The 15,711-nt window shown below is 73.7% G+C and carries 15 protein-coding genes; 5 read left to right on the top strand and 10 right to left on the bottom strand.

Annotated features, from left to right (window positions below; translation table 11 throughout):
- Nucleotides 1-71: 71 nt before the first annotated feature.
- Nucleotides 72-1,184 (bottom strand): amidohydrolase family protein, encoded by a 1,113-nt coding sequence (locus tag AB0D94_RS12780; protein WP_362050032.1) that lies wholly within the window; start codon nt 1,182-1,184, stop codon nt 72-74.
- Between the two features lie 64 nt (nt 1,185-1,248).
- Here AB0D94_RS12780 and AB0D94_RS12785 point away from each other — a divergent pair, with 64 nt between their 5' ends.
- Nucleotides 1,249-2,340, top strand: coding sequence for an aminotransferase class V-fold PLP-dependent enzyme (locus AB0D94_RS12785; RefSeq protein WP_362050035.1), 1,092 nt, complete (start codon nt 1,249-1,251; stop codon nt 2,338-2,340).
- 203 nt (nt 2,341-2,543) lie between these two features.
- Here the strand turns inward: AB0D94_RS12785 and AB0D94_RS12790 are convergent, their stop codons facing one another.
- The 8 genes from AB0D94_RS12790 to AB0D94_RS12825 form a co-directional block, all read right to left on the bottom strand.
- Nucleotides 2,544-3,602: an aminotransferase class V-fold PLP-dependent enzyme gene (locus AB0D94_RS12790; RefSeq protein WP_362050038.1), complete on the bottom strand. Its 1,059-nt coding sequence runs from the start codon at nt 3,600-3,602 to the stop codon at nt 2,544-2,546.
- A gap of 107 nt (nt 3,603-3,709) precedes the next feature.
- Nucleotides 3,710-4,417 carry a DsbA family oxidoreductase gene (locus tag AB0D94_RS12795; RefSeq protein WP_362050041.1) on the bottom strand — a complete coding sequence of 236 codons (708 nt, stop codon included), beginning with the start codon at nt 4,415-4,417 and terminating at the stop codon, nt 3,710-3,712.
- Nucleotides 4,418-4,484: 67 nt separating this feature from the next.
- Nucleotides 4,485-4,979: a GNAT family N-acetyltransferase gene (locus tag AB0D94_RS12800; RefSeq protein ID WP_362050044.1), complete on the bottom strand. Its 495-nt coding sequence runs from the start codon at nt 4,977-4,979 to the stop codon at nt 4,485-4,487.
- Nucleotides 4,980-5,042: 63 nt separating this feature from the next.
- Nucleotides 5,043-6,491, bottom strand: a complete 1,449-nt coding sequence (locus AB0D94_RS12805; RefSeq protein ID WP_362050047.1) for a penicillin-binding protein 2 — start codon at nt 6,489-6,491, stop codon at nt 5,043-5,045.
- A 62-nt stretch (nt 6,492-6,553) separates the two neighbouring features.
- Complete coding sequence (locus AB0D94_RS12810) at nt 6,554-7,234, bottom strand: response regulator transcription factor (protein WP_362050050.1); 681 nt, start codon at nt 7,232-7,234, stop codon at nt 6,554-6,556.
- Complete coding sequence (locus AB0D94_RS12815) at nt 7,231-8,616, bottom strand: histidine kinase (RefSeq protein ID WP_362050053.1); 1,386 nt, start codon at nt 8,614-8,616, stop codon at nt 7,231-7,233. Before AB0D94_RS12815 ends, AB0D94_RS12810 begins: the two co-directional genes overlap by 4 nt.
- 11 nt (nt 8,617-8,627) lie before the next feature.
- Nucleotides 8,628-9,611, bottom strand: coding sequence for a hypothetical protein (locus tag AB0D94_RS12820; protein ID WP_362050057.1), 984 nt, complete (start codon nt 9,609-9,611; stop codon nt 8,628-8,630).
- A 160-nt stretch (nt 9,612-9,771) separates the two neighbouring features.
- Entirely contained in the window at nt 9,772-10,554 is a 783-nt protein-coding gene (locus AB0D94_RS12825; RefSeq protein ID WP_362050060.1) for an IclR family transcriptional regulator, read from the bottom strand.
- A gap of 126 nt (nt 10,555-10,680) precedes the next feature.
- Here AB0D94_RS12825 and AB0D94_RS12830 point away from each other — a divergent pair, with 126 nt between their 5' ends.
- The 4 genes from AB0D94_RS12830 (at nt 10,681) to AB0D94_RS12845 (ending at nt 14,164) form a co-directional block, all read left to right on the top strand.
- A complete protein-coding gene (locus AB0D94_RS12830; RefSeq protein ID WP_362050063.1) occupies nt 10,681-12,204 on the top strand; it encodes an aldehyde dehydrogenase (NADP(+)) in 1,524 nt (507 codons plus the stop codon).
- A 150-nt stretch (nt 12,205-12,354) separates the two neighbouring features.
- Nucleotides 12,355-12,576, top strand: a complete 222-nt coding sequence (locus tag AB0D94_RS12835) for a hypothetical protein (RefSeq protein WP_362050066.1) — start codon at nt 12,355-12,357, stop codon at nt 12,574-12,576.
- Nucleotides 12,577-12,629: 53 nt separating this feature from the next.
- A complete protein-coding gene (locus AB0D94_RS12840; protein ID WP_362050070.1) occupies nt 12,630-13,886 on the top strand; it encodes a TerD family protein in 1,257 nt (418 codons plus the stop codon).
- A 101-nt stretch (nt 13,887-13,987) separates the two neighbouring features.
- Entirely contained in the window at nt 13,988-14,164 is a 177-nt protein-coding gene (locus tag AB0D94_RS12845) for a hypothetical protein (protein ID WP_266937382.1), read from the top strand.
- An 84-nt stretch (nt 14,165-14,248) separates the two neighbouring features.
- Here the strand turns inward: AB0D94_RS12845 and AB0D94_RS12850 are convergent, their stop codons facing one another.
- Nucleotides 14,249-15,688, bottom strand: a complete 1,440-nt coding sequence (locus AB0D94_RS12850; protein WP_362050074.1) for an alkaline phosphatase PhoX — start codon at nt 15,686-15,688, stop codon at nt 14,249-14,251.
- Between the last annotated feature and the right edge of the window lie 23 nt (nt 15,689-15,711).

Below are 15,711 nucleotides of genomic sequence, written 5' to 3' on the forward strand. Positions count from 1 at the left end.
AACGACTGACGGGCAGTCGATGTCACGCGACGTCAACGCGTGCGCCGCGCCTTTGACGGCACGACCTGGGCCTAGGCCCGGACGGCGCCGTTCACGACGACCCGGAGCGGCTGCGCGAGCGCCCGTACGTCGGCCCGCGGATCGGCCCCGTAGACCACGAGGTCCGCCGGGGCCCCTTCGGTCAGTCCGGGCCGGCCCAGCCAGGCGCGGGCCGCCCAGGTCGTGGCCGACAGGGCCTCCAGCGGCGGGATCCCCGCCTTCACCAGCTCAGCGACCTCCGCAGCGACCAGGCCGTGCGGCAGGGAGCCGCCCGCGTCGGTGCCGACGTACACGGCGATTCCCGCGTCGCGGGCCGCGCGGACGGTGTCGTACCGCCGCTCGTGGAGCCTTCGCATGTGCGCCGACCACTTCGGGAACTTCCCCTCGCCGGACGCCGCCAGGGTGGGGAAGGTCGCGGTGTTCACCAGCGTCGGGACGATGGCGACCCCGCGCTCCGCGAACAGCGGGATGGTCTCCTCGGTGAGCCCGGTGGCGTGCTCGATGCAGTCGATGCCCGCCTCGACCAGGTCGCGCAGCGAGTCCTCGGAGAAGCAGTGCGCGGTGACCCGGGCGCCCAGCCGGTGGGCTTCGGCGATGGCCGCCTCGACCTCGGCGCGCGGCCAGCAGGCCGTCAGGTCGCCGACCTCGCGGTCGATCCAGTCCCCCACCAGCTTCACCCAGCCGTCGCCCCGCCGGGCCTCCCGGCCCACGTACGCGACGAGGTCGGCCGGTTCGATCTCGTGGGCGTAGTTGCGGATGTAGCGCCGGGTGCGGGCGATGTGCCGGCCGGCCCGGATGATCTTCGGGAGGTCCTCGCGGTCGTCGATCCAGCGGGTGTCGGAGGGCGATCCCGCGTCGCGGATGAGGAGGGTGCCCGCGTCGCGGTCGGCGAGGGCCTGCCGTTCGGCGGTCCCGGCGTCGACCGGCCCGTGGGAGTCCAGGCCCACGTGGCAGTGCGCGTCGACCAGGCCGGGCAGCACCCAGCCGGTCACCGTGGTGACGTCACGGGCGGTGGGCGGACGCTCGTAGGAGATCCGCCCGCCGACCACCCAGAGTTCGTCGCGCACCTCGTCGGGCCCGACCAGCACCCGGCCCTTCACGTGCAGCACGGCGCTCACGCCGTTCCCGTCGCTCACATCGCTCATGTCGGCACTGTACGGGCGTGCTCGGTACGCTCTGCGGGTAGCCCCGGACGAAGAGAGCACCACCGTGACCCACCCCTTCCTGGACCTCCCGCCGCTCACCGCGGAGCGTTTCGCGTCGATCGAACAGGGGGTCGCGGACCTGCTGTCCACCCGGCAGGACGTGGTGATCACCCAGGGCGAGGCGCTGCTCCCCCTGGAGGGCTGCATCCGCTCGGGCGCGCGGCCCGGCTCGACGGCCCTGAACGTGGTCACCGGCCCCTACGGGACCACCTTCGGCAACTGGCTGCGCGACTGCGGGGCGACCGTGGTGGACCTGGAGGTGCCCTTCGACACGGCGGTGACGGCCGGTCAGGTGGCCCGGGCGCTGGCCGAGCACCCGCGGATCGACTTCGTCTCGCTCGTCCACGCGGAGGCGGCGACCGGCAACACGAACCCGGTCGCCGCGATCGGCGAGGCCGTACGGGAGCACGGCGCGCTGTTCATGCTGGACGCGGTGGCCTCGGTGGGCGCGGAGCCGCTGCTGCCGGACGCGTGGGGCGTGGACCTGTGCGTGATCGGCGCGCAGAAGGCGATGGGCGGCCCCGCAGGTGTGTCGGCGGTGTCGGTGTCGGACCGCGCCTGGGCCCGGTTCGCCGAGAACCCGGCGGCGCCGCGCCGCTCGTACCTCTCCCTGCTGGACTGGAAGGAGCGCTGGATCGACGGCGGGCGCAAGACGCTGCTGCACGCTCCGGCGCAGCTGGAGATGCTGGCGCTGGAGGCTTGCCTCGACCGGATCGCGGCCGAGGGGCTGCCCTCGGTGACGGCCCGCCACGCGGCCGCGGCGGCGGCGACCCGCGCGGGCGCGCAGGCGCTGGGCCTGGCCCCGTACGTGGGCCGGGCGTCGGAGGCCGCCCCGGTGGCCACCACCCTGCGGGTGGCCGAGGCCTCGCTGGTGGCGGCCAAGGCGCTGGCCGCGGACCCGGCGCTGCCGCTCGCGGCCGGGGGCGGGGCGCTGGCCCAGGAGATGATCCGGGTCAACCACTACGGCCCGGCGGCCTCGATCGGGGTGGTCCGGGACTGCCTGAGGGGCCTGGGGGACGCGCTGTCGGCGCCGGCGGGGGCGGTGGAGACGGCCCTGGCCGCGGCGGAGTCGGCCTGGGCGGACACCCTGTTCTGACGGGGTGGGGGCGCGGGTGCCGGGGGTGGGGCGAGCCGGGCAGGGCGGGGCGGGGCGGGGCAACCTTGCCCGGGGAACCAGGCCGCCCCGGCCCGGCGAACCGGACCCCCTTTCCCCGGCCCGGCTGCCCCGGCCCGGCGAACCGGGCCCTCTCCCCTGTCCTGCGGCCCGGCCGCCCCTCAGGCCCTCCGCCCGCCGGCCCTTCAGCCCGAGAGGGCGTCCAGGAGGCGGTCGACGTCCGCCTCGGTGGCGTAGAGGTGGAACGAGGCCCGCAGGGCGCCCGCGCGGGCCGCGGTGGCGATCCCGGCGGCCAGCAGTGCGGGCTGCCGGTCGGCGAGCCCCGGGACCGCGACGATGGCCGTGTCACCCGGCACGGGCTCGTGGCCCAGGCGGGCGAGGCCGGCCCGGTAGCGGGCGGCGAGGGCGGTGTCGTGCGCGTGCACGGCCTCGATGCCGATCCGCTCCAGCAGGGCCAGTGAGGGCTCGGCCGCATGGTAGGCGAGGAAGGCCGGGGACTCGTCGAACCGCCGTGCCCCGTGAGCCAGTTGCGGCATCGGGCCGTAGGTGGCGTCCCACATCGACTCGGCCGCCACCCAGCCGGCGTGCAGCGGGGTCAGGGTGTCCTGGGCCTCCTCGGAGACGGTCAGGTAGGAGACGCCGCGGGTGGCGAGCAGCCACTTGTACCCGGCGGTGACCGTGTACTCGTAGGGCGAGGCGTCGAAGGGCAGCCAGCCCACCGCCTGCGTGGCGTCCACCAGCATCCGGGCCCCGTGCGCGGTCGTCGCGGCGCGCACCGCGGCGAGGTCCGCCGTCCGCCCGTCGGCGGACTGTACGGCGCTCAGCGCGACCAGGGAGGTGCCCGGGCCGACGTGCTCGGCGATGGCTTCGAGCGATGCGAAGCGGACCTTGAGGTCGCCCCGGACCACGAAGGGGTTGATGACGGAGGCGAACTCCCCTTCGGGGCACAGGACTTCGGCGCCCGCAGGGAGGGAGGCGGCGACGAGGCCGACATGGGTGGACACGGCAGAGCCGACGGCAACCCGCTGCTCGTCCACCCCGACCAGCCGGGCGAATGCGGCCCGGACCCGGTTCACCCGGTCGAAGTCGCCGAATCCGGCGGGGAGTCCGGCCCCGGCCGCCTCGGCCAGTTCCCGTACGGCCGCGACGGCGGAGCGCGGGAGGATCCCGCACGTGGCGGTGTTGAGGTAGGTGGTGGAGTGCGCGAACTCGGCACGGGCCGCTTCGGGGAGCGAAAGATCCATGCCGTCCACTCTGCGCCAGGACCGTCCCAAAGTCCATTGCTAAGTTTCCCGTGGCCTACCCAAGGCATCCTTATGGACGGATCCAGGCGCGCACTCCCCTGGCGGCGTCAGGAACGCGGGACCGCGCACGCCCCGTCGGGCTCGCAGGCCTCGGCCCCGGCCGCCGGTTCCACGACCTCGCGTCCGGCCCATGCCTGTTCCAGGGCCCGGGTGAACACCTCGGCGGGCTGCCCGCCGGAGATCCCGTAGCGGCGGTCGAGGACGAAGAACGGCACGGCGTTGGCGCCCAGCTCGGCGGCCTCCCGCTCGTCGGCCCGGACCTCGGCGGCGTAGGCGGCCCCGTCGGCGAGCACGGCGCGGGCCTCGGCCTCGTCCAGCCCGGCCTCCACGGCGAGCGCGACCAGCACCTCGGGGTCGAAGACGGACCGCTCCTCGCCGAAGTTGGCCTGGTAGGCGAGGTCGAGCAGCTCCTCCTGACGGCCCCGCGCGGCGGCCAGGTGCAGCAGGCGGTGGATGTCGAAGGTGTTCCCGTGGTCGCGCCCGTCGGTGCGGTAGACCAGCCCCTCGGCGCGGGCGCTGCCCGCGACGTGCTCCTCCATGCCGCGCGCCTCCTCCAGGGTGCGGCCGTACTTCTTGGCGAGCATCTCCACCACGGGCACCGGGGAGGTCCTGGGGCCGTTCGGGTCGAGCTCGAAGGACCGGAAGACGACCTCCACCTCGTCGCGGTGCGCGAACTCGGCCAGCCCCTTGGTGAAACGGGCCTTGCCGATGTAGCACCAGGGGCAGGCGATGTCGCTCCAGATCTCGACGCGCATGATCCTTCTTCTCTCCGGGTCCGGTGGAACTAAGACAGTTCCTCCTTCAACCAACCGGCGGAGCGTCTCATTCCCCGGACGGCTCCGACACCGTGAGCCAGAGGACGCGGTGGGAGCCGGTTCCGGGTGCGGCCGGGTCCGGGCGCCAGCCGTGGGCCGCGTAGAAGGCCTGGGCGCGGAGGTTCTTCTCGTAGACCTCGAGGCGGACCCGGCGGATCCCGGCACGGCGCCAGGCGTCGAGGCAGGCCGCGTGCAGGGCGGTACCGGTGCCGCGGCGCCAGTGGTCCGGGTCGACGTGGAGCTGGGTGAGCGTGGTCTCGCCGTCCTCCGTGCGGAAGGCGGCGACCCCGGTGAGCGCGCCGTCCCGCTCGGCGCAGAGCACGCCGCCGCCGTCGGCGCTGGTGCGGGCGACGGCCCGGGACCAGCCCTCGCGGGTCCGCCGGATCTCGGCGTCACCCGCGTAGGCCTGTTCGGGGATGTGGCCCTGGTAGTAGGTGGCGCGGGCCCGGGTGTGCAGGGCGGCGATGGCGTCGAGGTCGGCGGCGTGCGCGGCTCTGATCATGGAAAAGGAAACGCGCCGGGAGCCTCGGCGGTTCCCGGCGCGTCGGCTGTGCCGCCCGCGTGGCTACTTCTTCAGCCACGCCGCCATCATCTTCTGGGCGATCGGGGCCGCCAGCTTGCCGCCACCGATCTCGGAGCGGTCGGTGTCCGAGTTCTCGATCACCACGGCCACGGCGACCTGCTTGCCGTTCGCCTTCCCGTACGAGGTGAACCAGGCCAGCGGAGCGAGGCTGTTGTTGACGCCGCGCTGAGCGGTGCCCGTCTTGCCGCCCACCTCGGCGCCCGCCACCTGGGCCGGTTTGCCGCCGCCCTCGGTGGCGACCGTCTTCATGGCGTCCCGGAGCATCGAGGCGGTCTTCTCGCTCATGACCTGCTGGGACTTGGGGTTCTTGAAGCTCTCCAGCACATTGCCGTTGGCGTCGGTGACCTCCGAGACCATGTGCGGGGCGACGAGCTTGCCGCCGTTCTCGATCGCGGCCGTCACCATCGCCATCTGGAGCGGGGTGGCCTGCACGTCGAACTGGCCGATGCCCGTCTGCGCGACCTGGTCGATCGACATCTTCTTGGACGGGTACTTGCTCGGCGGGTTGGTGCGGACCGGGGTGTCGATCTGCGTGTTGAACCCGAGCTTCTCGGCCATCGCGCGCATCTTGTCCTGGCCGAGCTTGTACGCGAGCTCCGCGAACACGTTGTTGCAGGACAGCTTGAGGGCCGTGCGCGCAGAAACGTTGTTGCAGGCCTCGTCCCCGGCCTCGCTGGGCAGCTTGGTGGTGGTGCCGGGAATCGTGTACGGGGCCGGGATGCCGGTCTGCTGGTCGACGCTGGTGACGAGGCCGTTCTCGATCGCGGCGGCGAGGGTGACCAGTTTGAAGGTGGAGCCGGGTGCCTGCGGCTTGCGCAGCGCCACGTTCTCCATGGCCTTGCCCTTGTCGGCCGAGAGTTCCTGCCAGGCCTTGTCGTCATTGGCCCCGGTGATGCGTCCCGGGTCGAAGGAGGGGTTGTTCACCACGGCGAGGATCTGGCCCGTCGCGGGGTCGATGGCCACGGCGGCGCCCTGCTTGCCCTGGAGCGCGTCGTAACCGGCCTTCTGCACGTCGCGGTCGATGGTGGTCAGTACGTCGCCCGGATCGGCCCGCTTGTTGGTGAGCATGTCCATCATGGTCTTCAGCCGGCTGTCGGAGCCGTTGAGGACGTTCTTGTAGACGCCCTCCAGCATGCTCGTGCCGAAGGCCTGGGAGCTGTAGCCGGTGATCGGCGCGTACAGCGGACCGTCGGTGTACGTCCGCTTGTACCCGAAGTCCTTGCCGCCCGTCTTCGTCGAACCGGTGACCGCCTCCCCGCCCACGATGATGTTGCCCAGCGGGTTCTCGTACTGCCCGATGAGATTCCGCCGGTTGTGCTTGTCGTCTGCGAGGGCCTGGCCTTGGTATGCCTGCACCCAGGTGACACGGACCAGCAGGGCCAGCACCAGAAGCAGACAGAAGACCGACGCACGCCTGATCGTCTTGTTCATCCCCCGGAAAGACGCTTCAGCGGCCCCGGCCGTTCCGCTCTGCCCCGTTTGTGGCGGGGTTCTCAGCCTTTCTTCATGAAGCCCCCCTCGTACGCGGCGATGACGGCCTGGGTGCGGTCCCGGGAGCCGGTCTTGGCGAGCACGGACGCGACGTGCGTCTTGACCGTCTGCGCCCCCAGCCCGAGGCTGCCGCTCATCTCCTGGTTGGACAGTCCGGCGGCCATCAGGCGCAGCACCTCGCTCTCGCGGTCCGTGAGCCGGGCCACCCAGGGCGCCGCGGCGGGCCGGGCGGCTTCCGCGCGGGCCGAGGCCAGGGAGCGGACGGCGGCCGGGAAGAGCAGCGAGTCCCCGCGGGCGACGAGCCGGATCGCGCCGGTCAGCTCGTCGGGCCCGGCCCGCTTGAGGAGGAAGCCCGAGGCTCCCGCCCGCAGCGCGTCGTAGACGTAGTCGTCGTTCTCGAAGGTGGTGACGACCACGATGCGGGGCGGCTCGGCCATGGTGGCGAGGATCTGCTCGGTGGCCCGGATGCCGTCGATCTCGGGCATCCGGACGTCCATCAGCACCACGTCGGGGACCAGGGAGCGGACCAGCGGCACGGCCTCGGCCCCGGTGGCCGCCTCGCCCACGACCTCCAGGTCGGGCTCGGCGTCGAGGATGACGCGCAGGGCGGTGCGGACCATCCGCTCGTCGTCGCAGAGCACGATGCGCAGCGGCGGCCGGTGCGCCGCGACGGCCGGGGTCACCGCTTGCCCCCGGCGAGCGGGAGGACGGCCCGCAGCCGCCAGCGGCCCTCGTACGGGCCCGCCTCGACGCGGCCGCCGAGCAGCGTGGCCCGTTCCGCCGCGCCGCGCAGCCCGCGACCCCCGGTGGTACGGGCCTCCCGGGCTTCGGATGCGGCCGGTGGGTTGGTCATGGTGATCTCCAGTTCACGCTGTTCAGGGTGCTCGCGGCGGTCGGTCCGACCGGGGTGGCGGCTTTCGCGTCCGGGGCGGCCTGGGAGTCCGGGTTGGCCCGTGTGCCCGGGGCGGCCCGTGTCTCCGGGATGGGCGCCGCCCTCTCCGCCCCGTACGGATATCCGCAGTTCCACGGGGCCCGAGCCGTGCCGCAGGGCGTTGCTGAGGCCTTCCTGCACGATCCGGTACGCCTCGCGTGAGGCGATCGCCGGGAGCTGCGCCCAGTCCCCGGCGGGTCCGGGATCCTGGTGGGCGGTGACGGCGGTGCCCGCCGCCCTGGTACGGGCCAGCAGCCCGTCGAGGTCGGCGGCCAGCGTCGGCGCGAACGCGGCGTCCGGCCGGGCCGGGTCCCCCTCCCGCAGCAGACCCAGTACGGCGTCCAGCTCGCCCACCGTGCGCCGGGTGGTGTCCTCGATCGCGGCCAGTGCCTCCCGGACGAACTCGGGGTCGTGCTCCAGCACCCGCCGGGCGGCGACCGCCTGGAGAGTGACGGCGCTCAGCGCGTGCCCGACCGAGTCGTGCAGTTCCCTGGCCAGCCGGTTGCGCACGGCCAGGTCGGCGGCGCGCTCCTCGGCCGCGGCCAGCCGGTCCGCGGCGGTCGGGCCCAGCAGTACGGGGGCCAGCCGGGCCAGCAGCGCCCCGGCCCCGGCGGCGCACAGGACGAACCCCGCCAGCAGGACGATCCCGAGCAGCGGCGCGAGGAGGGGATCTGCCTGTGTGCTGAACCAGCCCGTTCCCAGCCGGGCTCCCCGCAGCGTGCTGAAGAACGGCAGCGCGATCAGCACCAGCGCCATGGGGGGCACCGCGAGGCTCATCCCGCTGATCGCGGCGCCGACCCCCAGGTGCAGGGTCCACCATGCGGAGGTCCGCCCCCGGGCCGCCCAGGTCCTCGCCGGTCCTTCGGCGAGCCGCTCCCCCGGCACCGCGCACATGACCCGTACCGCGCCCGCCGACAGCGGCCGGACCGGCCCGAACACCGCGCTGACCGCGACCATCGGCAGGGCCCCGCCGTACGCGGCGAGCACCAGCGGCAGGCTCTCGAAGAGGCCGCCCCCGCCGCTCAGGCCGCTCACGATCACCGTGGCGAGCAGGAAGTAGGGCATCAACAGGGCCCCGCCGAGGACCAGGTGGACCCACCGCAGCCAGGCCCGCGCCCCGAACAGCCGGCTCATACCGCCTCCCTTCACACCGGGCGGCGGGAGGTGAGATACCGGCTGAGGACGGTGGCGGCGAGCAATCCGGTGACCATCTGACCAGCGTAAGTCAGGTACATGACCGTGGTGGTCTCCGTCGCCTCTTCGAACTTCCCGCCTGAGGAGGCGATCAGGAGGTACAGGCCCCAGCTCGCGGCCATCGCCGAGCCGGTCCACGCGACGGCCACCGGTCCCCTCGCCCGCCGCCGCCCGCCCCGGGCCAGGAACAGCGCCCCGGCCCCGGCGGCGAGCGCGCCCGCTGCGTGGATGGCGGAGACCAGCCCCGCCTCCGGGGACCACTGGGCCACCTGCGCCGCATTCACCCCGGCCGTGCCCCCGAAGGCCCAGTAGAGGTACACCGCGGCCACCATCGTGCCCGCCACCGCCGCGGCTGCCGCCACCACCCCCGTGGGTGACGCCTGCCGCTCCCCCAGCACGCCCCGCCAGCGACCGCCCCAGCGCTCCCTGGCGTAGGGCACGAAGAGTCCTGCGAGGGCCAGCCCCTGAACGGTGAAGCCCGCGTAGACGACGGTGAAGACCCAGGGGTCGAGGAAGGGTTCCCGCGCGGCCTCCACGGCCGGGTCCGGGCCGCCGCCCAGGGCACGTATGAGCAGCTGGCCGGGGAACCCGGTCAGGATCGGGGTGAGCAGCCCCGTGGCCACGAACACCGGCACCGACAGCAGCGGGCTCGGCACCCGTATGCCCCAGGGCCGGGTGAGCACCAGGACGAGCAGGAGCACGCAGGCGTCCATGGCGAGCGTGACGGAGTTGGCCACGGTGAAGAACAGCCCGGGCTCGTTCAGCACGCTGCCGGCCGGTATCCCGACCCGGCTCCCGGCCAGCCAGGCGGTCTTGAGCGCCAGATAGGGCACGGTGGCGGCCAGGGCCACCGCCCCCAGGACCAGCCGCCAGGCCCCCCGACCGGAGGCCGACGGCCGCGTCGCGTACGTCTCGTGCACAGCTCGTGTGGTCATGACCCAACGGTCCCGTGCGCGCGGCCCCGCCACCTCCCCCGTGATGGGGAACCGCCTCCCCCGTGCGGGGGAGCCGCCCTCATCCCTCATCCGAGGGCGTCTCCCCACCACATGCTCCGCACCACAGCCGCACCACATGCCCCGCACCACATGCCCCGCATCACATGCGCCGCGTCACCACCGACAGCCGGTCCCGCGCCTCGAACAGCGCCGCCTTGATGACCTGTTCGCGCCCCGGCGTCAGCCGGGCCACCGGCACCGAGCAGCTCACCGCGTCCCGCGCCGGCGTCCGGTACGGCACGGCCACCCCGAAGCAGCGCAGCCCCAGCGTGTTCTCCTCCCGGTCCACCGCGTACCCCTGCTCCCGCACCAGCGCCAGCTCCTCGATCAGCTGCTCCTGGTCCGTGACGGTGTGCTCGGTGACCGCCTCCAGCCGCCGCGGCAGCAGCCTGCGCACCTCTTCGTCCGTGTGCGTGGCCAGCAGCGCCTTGCCGAGCGCGGTCGAGTGCACGGGCAGCCGCCGCCCGACGCGGGTGAAGGGCCGCAGGTAGTGCTGGGACTGCCGGGTGGCGAGGTAGACCACGCTGGTCCCGTCCATCCTGGCCAGGTGGATGGTCTCGGTCGTGTCGTCGGAGAGCCGGTCCAGGGTGGGCCGGGCCGCGGCGACCACCTCGTCGCCGTCGATGTACGAGCTCCCGACCAGCAGGGCCCGTACGCCGATCCCGTACCGGGTGCCCGTGGCGTCCGTCTCCACCCATCCCAGGTTCACCAGGGTGCGCAGCAGCATGTACAGGCTGGACTTGGGCAGGGAGAGGTCGTTCTGGATGTCGGCCAGGCTGTGCAGTCCCGGATGCGCCGCGAAGTGCTCCAGCAACAGGACCGTGCGCACCGCCGATTTGACCGGCGCCGCCGTGATCGGGCCCGCCGGCTCGGTCGTCGTCATACCCCTGCTCTCCTCTGCTCGCCCCTTGTCACGCGCAGGGCGCGGAAATAGAGTCCGCAGCAGATGTGATCATTCATCCACCGGAACGGCGTTCAGAATACTGAACGATCCAGGAGGCAGCGGGCCATGACAGCGACACCAGTCTGGAGTGTGGACCCCCGCACCGGGAAGCAGCGCGAGCAGGTTGCGGCGGAGGCCACACCCCGGGAGGTGGACGAGGCCGTACGCGCGGCCCACGCGGCCCGGGGCGCGCTGGCCGACGCCCCCGCCCGCGCCGCATTCCTGCGCGCGGCCGCCGCACTGCTCGACGAGGCCGCCGCCCAAGTCATCGAGGCCGCCGACGCCGAGACCGCGCTCGGTCCGGGCCGGCTCACCGGCGAACTGGCCCGCACCACCGGCCAGCTGCGCGCCTTCGCCGACGCCGTGGACGAGGGGGCCTACCTCGACATCCGGATCGACCGCGCCGACCCCTCCCTCAGCCCGCCGCGCCCCGAACTGCGCCGCTACAAGGTGCCGCTGGGCGTGGTCGCGGTCTACGCCGCCTCGAACTTCCCGCTCGCCTTCTCCGTCCCCGGCGGCGACACCGCCAGCGCGCTGGCCGCCGGCTGCCCGGTGGTCGTCAAGGCGCACCCCGACCACCCGGCCACCTCCGAGCTGTGCGCCTCGCTGCTGCGCCGGGCTGCCGTCGCGACCGGGCTCCCGGCCGACGTGGTCGGCGTGGTCCACGGGTTCGACGCCGGCCTGGAGCTGATCCGCCACCCGCTGGTGGCCGCCGCCGGCTTCACCGGGTCGATCCGGGGCGGGCGGGCCCTGTTCGACGCGGCCGCCTCCCGGCCCGTCCCCATCCCCTTCCACGGGGAGCTGGGCTCGCTCAACCCCGTCGTGGTCACCCCGGCCGCGGCCGCCGAACGCGCCGAGGAGATCGGCGGCGGGCTCGCGGGCGCGGTCACCCTCGGCGTCGGCCAGTTCTGCGTCAAGCCGGGCCTGGTGCTCGTCCCCGGGGGAGCGGACGGCGACCGGCTCACCGGCGCCCTCACCAAGGCGCTCGGGGAGACCGAGCCGGGGGTGCTCCTCGACCACCGGATGCGGGAGAACTTCATCTCCGGAGTGGGCGAGCGGGCCGCCCTGCCCGGCGTCGCCGCGCCCGTCACCCCCGGTTCCGGCGGGGAGCACACCGTGGGCGCGGGCTACCTGACCGTGGCGGCCAGCAGCCTCCTGGAGGGCGGGGCGTACGAGCTGCTGCTGGAGGAGTGCTTCGGTCCCGTCACCGTCGTCGTGCGGTACGCGGACCAGGGCGAGGCCGCGGCCGTCCTCGGGCTCCTGCCCGGGAACCTGAGCGCCACCCTCCAGCTGTCCGCCGCCGAGACCGGGGGCGCGCCGGGCCCGGCCGCCGAGCTGATCGGCCAGGTCACGGGGCTGGCCGGGCGGATCGTGGTCAACGGCTGGCCGACCGGGGTGGCCGTGGCCCCGGCCCAGCACCACGGCGGTCCGTACCCGGCGGCCACCTCGCACTCCACCTCGGTCGGCGGCACGGCGATCGAGCGCTGGCTGCGGCCGGTGGCCTACCAGTCGGTGCCGGACGCCCTCCTTCCGGCGGAGCTGCGCGAGGCCAACCCGCTGGGGCTGCCGCGCCGGGTCACCGGGGGCTGAGCACGGCTGGTGGGCCGGGGCGCCGGCCCACCAGCCGGGGCCCTGCCCGACCCCCAGGCGCCCCGCCCCACGCGCCGGGGCGCCGGCCCGCGCCGGGGCACCCCTTAAACCCGTTGCCCGCCCCGCCCGCGGCCGGGCAGGCTGCGGCCCATGCCGAAGCCCCACGGATTCTCGTACGAGACACGCGCCGACCACTCCGTCGTCATCACCCACCGGGGTCGCGCCGCGGGCACCCTGCGCGGGGGCCGGGCCGACAAGTTCCTGGCCGAGGTGGAGTCCGGCGACGCGCAGCTCGTGATGGCCCGCTGGACCGGCGCGTACAAGTTCGGCAATGAGCGCATGGCGAAGGACCACCCGCGCAACCGGCGCTGAAATCTCCCGCGAGGGTAAGGGAACGGCAAAGCACCTCCGGTCGTTCTCCCGGCATGACCGCTATGACCCCTGGTTCCAATCTGCCGCTCAATGCCGTCCGGGTGACGGTGGACGTGGCTGCTCCGGTGCGGCTCGACGTATCGGGACTCCTCCTCACGGCAGACGGCAAGGTGCGCTCCGATGCCGACTTCATCTTCTACAACCAGCCGTCCGGGCCCGGTGTCAGCTACCGGTCCGGCGGTGGCTCCGCGCCGGACTCGATCACCGTGGACACCGGCGCGGTACCGCCCGGCATCGAGCGGATCGTGGTCACCGCCAGCCCCGACGCCGCGGGGCAGAGCTTCCAGGGCGTCGAGCCCACCGCCACCGTGCGCAACGCGGACGGCGGCGCGGTGATCGCCACCTTCACCCCTCCCCAGCTGGGCAGCGAGACCGCGCTCGTCGTGGTCGAGGTGTACCAGCGCGGCGGTGTGTGGAAGGTGCGCGCGGTCGGCCAGGGGTACGCGAACGGCCTCGCGGGCATCGCCACGGACTTCGGGGTCTCGGTGGAGGAGGAGCCGGCCCCGGCGCCCGCCGCGCCCGCACCCGTCGCCCCGCCCGTGCCCCCGGCACCGCCCGCCCCGCCCGTCTCCCGGCCGGCCTCCCCCTGGCTCGGCGGCGCCACGACGCCCACCCCGGCCGCGCCGGTCCCGGCGGCCCCCGCCCCCGCCGCGGCCGCGCCCCTCGGCGCGGGGAAGATCAACCTCGACAAGGGCCGGGTCAACCTCCAGAAGAACCAGACCGTCTCCCTGGTCAAGGGCGGCCGTCCGCTGCTCTCGCAGGTCAAGATGGGCCTGGGCTGGGAGCCCGCGTTCCGCGGCAGGGACATCGACCTCGACGCCTCCGTGATCGCGTACGGACCGCAGCGCAACCACCTCGACAGCTGCTACTTCGGCAAGCTGTCCATCCTGAACGGCGCGATCAAGCACTCAGGCGACAACCTCACGGGCGAGGGCGCCGGGGACGACGAGGTGATCGTCGTGGACCTCGGCCGGCTGCCCGCCGACGCCACCGGCCTGGTCTTCACGGTCAACTCCTTCTCCGGCCAGAAGTTCACCGAGGTGGCCAAGGCGTACTGCCGCCTGATGGACGCGGCGAGCGGCGAGGAGCTGGTGCGCTTCGACCTCACGAGCGCCGAGCCGCAGACCGGCGTGATGATGGCAAAACTGATCAAGCAGTTCACCGGCGAGTGGGAGATGACGGCCATCGGAGAGTTTGTGAAGTCCCGCACAGTGCGCGGCATGGTCAAACCCGCTTCGCAAGCACTCTGAGCAGGTGGGCGGGCACCTGACACCACCAAGTGCCGTAACGGGTGATGGATGCCACCCGTGATCCGGCGGTGGCTGTCAGTGCCCGCCCGTAGCCTTGGAGCATGCATCAGACACTCCGGCCCGCGGGTCCTGCCCGCCCGTCCGCCGCAGAGGCGAACGAGGCGATCCGGCACCTCGTCGAAACCCGGGTGGACGACGAGTGGCCCTCCGAGGCGTACGAATTCCTGCTGGAGGAGTGGACCGCGGCCAGTCGCCCGGACGTGCCCGCGGCTCAGTGACGCCTGTGGCCACTGAGCCGGCGGGCTCGTAGACCCGCGGACGCCGCGGACCTTCGAACTCGTGGACCGGCGGGTCCCGCGTGATCAGCGGCCGCGCCGCCACGGGCCGGTTATGGCCAGCATGATCCCCGGGTCCTGGATGCTGGCGTACAGCGTCCGCCCGTCCGGGGAGAAGCAGACCCCGGTGAATTCGGAGTACTCCGGCTCCTCGGCCGACCCGATGTTCAGCTCGTTGCGCGCCAGCGGGTAGGTGCGGCCGGACTCGGTCGCGCCGAACAGGTGCTGGAGGCCCGAGCCGTCCTCGGCGATGACGAGGCCGCCGTAGGGCGACACGGTGATGTTGTCGGGACCGTCGTAGCCGCCGTCGGCCGACGGGTCGGCGTTCACCCCGATGAGGACGGTGAGCCGGATCGTGCGCCGCTTGGGGTCGTAGAACCACACCTGGCCGTCGTGCGCCGCGCCCGGGCTCTCCTCACGGGCGTAGGAGGAGACGAAGTACGCGCCGCCGTCGGCCCACCACATGCCCTCCAGCTTGCGCCCCCGGGTGACCGCACTGTCCCCGAACTGCTTGCGCACCGGGACGCTCCGCGCGTCGCGGTCCGTCACGTCCACCCAGTCGACCCCGTACACGGTGCCGGTCCTGGTCGCGCGCGAGAGGTCGTCGACGAACCGGCCCGAGCTGTCGAAGCACTTCGCGGCCTGGAGCGTGCCCGCGTCCGCCGCGAGGGTACGCAGGCGGCCGCGGCCGTGGCGGAAGCCGCGCGGCGGCGTCCAGCGGTAGAGCAGCCCGTTGGGGCCGGAGGCGTCCTCGGTCAGGTAGGCGTGGCCCTGGCGCGGGTCGATGACCACGGCCTCGTGGTCGTAGCGGCCGAAGGCCTTGACCGGCCGCGGGTCACGGTTGGCGCGGCGGTCGTGCGGGTCGACCTCGAAGACGTAGCCGTGGTCCTTGGTCATCCCGTTCTTGCCCGCGAGGTCCGAGTTCTCCTCGCAGGTCAGCCAGGTGCCCCAGGGGGTGGAGCCGCCCGCGCAGTTGGTCGACGTACCGGCGATGCCCACCCATTCGGCGACCTCCCCGCCGCGCCGGACCTCGACGACCGTGCAGCCGCCGGCCGCGGCCGGGTCGTAGACGAGGCCCTCGGTGAGCGGGACGGGGCGCTCCCAGTTCGACCGCTTGCCCTTGAGCTCGTGGTTGTTGACGAGGAGGGTGACCCCGCGGTGGCCCTCGAAGGCGGCCGTGCCGTCGTGGTTGGACGGGGTGGTCTCGCCGGACTCCAGCTTCGTCACACCGCTGTGGGTGATCACGCGGTAGGTGAAGCCCGCGGGGAGCGCCAGCAGTCCGGCCGGGTCGGGGACGAGGGGGCCGTAGCCGGGCTCGCAGGGCCGGCCGTGCTCGTCGCGCCGCGTGCTGTCCTCGGCCGCCAGCGCCCCCGGAGCGGTGGCGAGGGCTCCGACCGTCCCGGTGAGCGCGACACCCGCGCCGGCGAGGACGGTACGGGAGGTGAAGTCTCTTCGGCTGAGCGGCATCGGGTCTCCAGGGGTGGGGAGTG

This window comes from Streptomyces sp. NPDC048255 (assembly GCF_040652415.1).
GTDB lineage: Bacteria > Actinomycetota > Actinomycetes > Streptomycetales > Streptomycetaceae > Streptomyces.

What these genes read in the sequence shown, in the direction of transcription:
- AB0D94_RS12780 (WP_362050032.1), bottom strand. Translation starts at nt 1,184, where the DNA reads ATGAGCGATGTGAGCGACGGGAACGGCGTGAGCGCCGTGCTGCACGTG.
- AB0D94_RS12790 (WP_362050038.1), bottom strand. Translation starts at nt 3,602, where the DNA reads ATGGATCTTTCGCTCCCCGAAGCGGCCCGTGCCGAGTTCGCGCACTCC.
- AB0D94_RS12795 (WP_362050041.1), bottom strand. Translation starts at nt 4,417, where the DNA reads ATGCGCGTCGAGATCTGGAGCGACATCGCCTGCCCCTGGTGCTACATC.
- AB0D94_RS12800 (WP_362050044.1), bottom strand. Translation starts at nt 4,979, where the DNA reads ATGATCAGAGCCGCGCACGCCGCCGACCTCGACGCCATCGCCGCCCTG.
- AB0D94_RS12805 (WP_362050047.1), bottom strand. Translation starts at nt 6,491, where the DNA reads ATGAACAAGACGATCAGGCGTGCGTCGGTCTTCTGTCTGCTTCTGGTG.
- AB0D94_RS12815 (WP_362050053.1), bottom strand. Translation starts at nt 8,616, where the DNA reads ATGAGCCGGCTGTTCGGGGCGCGGGCCTGGCTGCGGTGGGTCCACCTG.
- AB0D94_RS12820 (WP_362050057.1), bottom strand. Translation starts at nt 9,611, where the DNA reads ATGACCACACGAGCTGTGCACGAGACGTACGCGACGCGGCCGTCGGCC.
- AB0D94_RS12825 (WP_362050060.1), bottom strand. Translation starts at nt 10,554, where the DNA reads ATGACGACGACCGAGCCGGCGGGCCCGATCACGGCGGCGCCGGTCAAA.
- AB0D94_RS12830 (WP_362050063.1), top strand. Translation starts at nt 10,681, where the DNA reads ATGACAGCGACACCAGTCTGGAGTGTGGACCCCCGCACCGGGAAGCAG.
- AB0D94_RS12835 (WP_362050066.1), top strand. Translation starts at nt 12,355, where the DNA reads ATGCCGAAGCCCCACGGATTCTCGTACGAGACACGCGCCGACCACTCC.
- AB0D94_RS12840 (WP_362050070.1), top strand. Translation starts at nt 12,630, where the DNA reads ATGACCGCTATGACCCCTGGTTCCAATCTGCCGCTCAATGCCGTCCGG.
- AB0D94_RS12845 (WP_266937382.1), top strand. Translation starts at nt 13,988, where the DNA reads ATGCATCAGACACTCCGGCCCGCGGGTCCTGCCCGCCCGTCCGCCGCA.
- AB0D94_RS12850 (WP_362050074.1), bottom strand. Translation starts at nt 15,688, where the DNA reads ATGCCGCTCAGCCGAAGAGACTTCACCTCCCGTACCGTCCTCGCCGGC.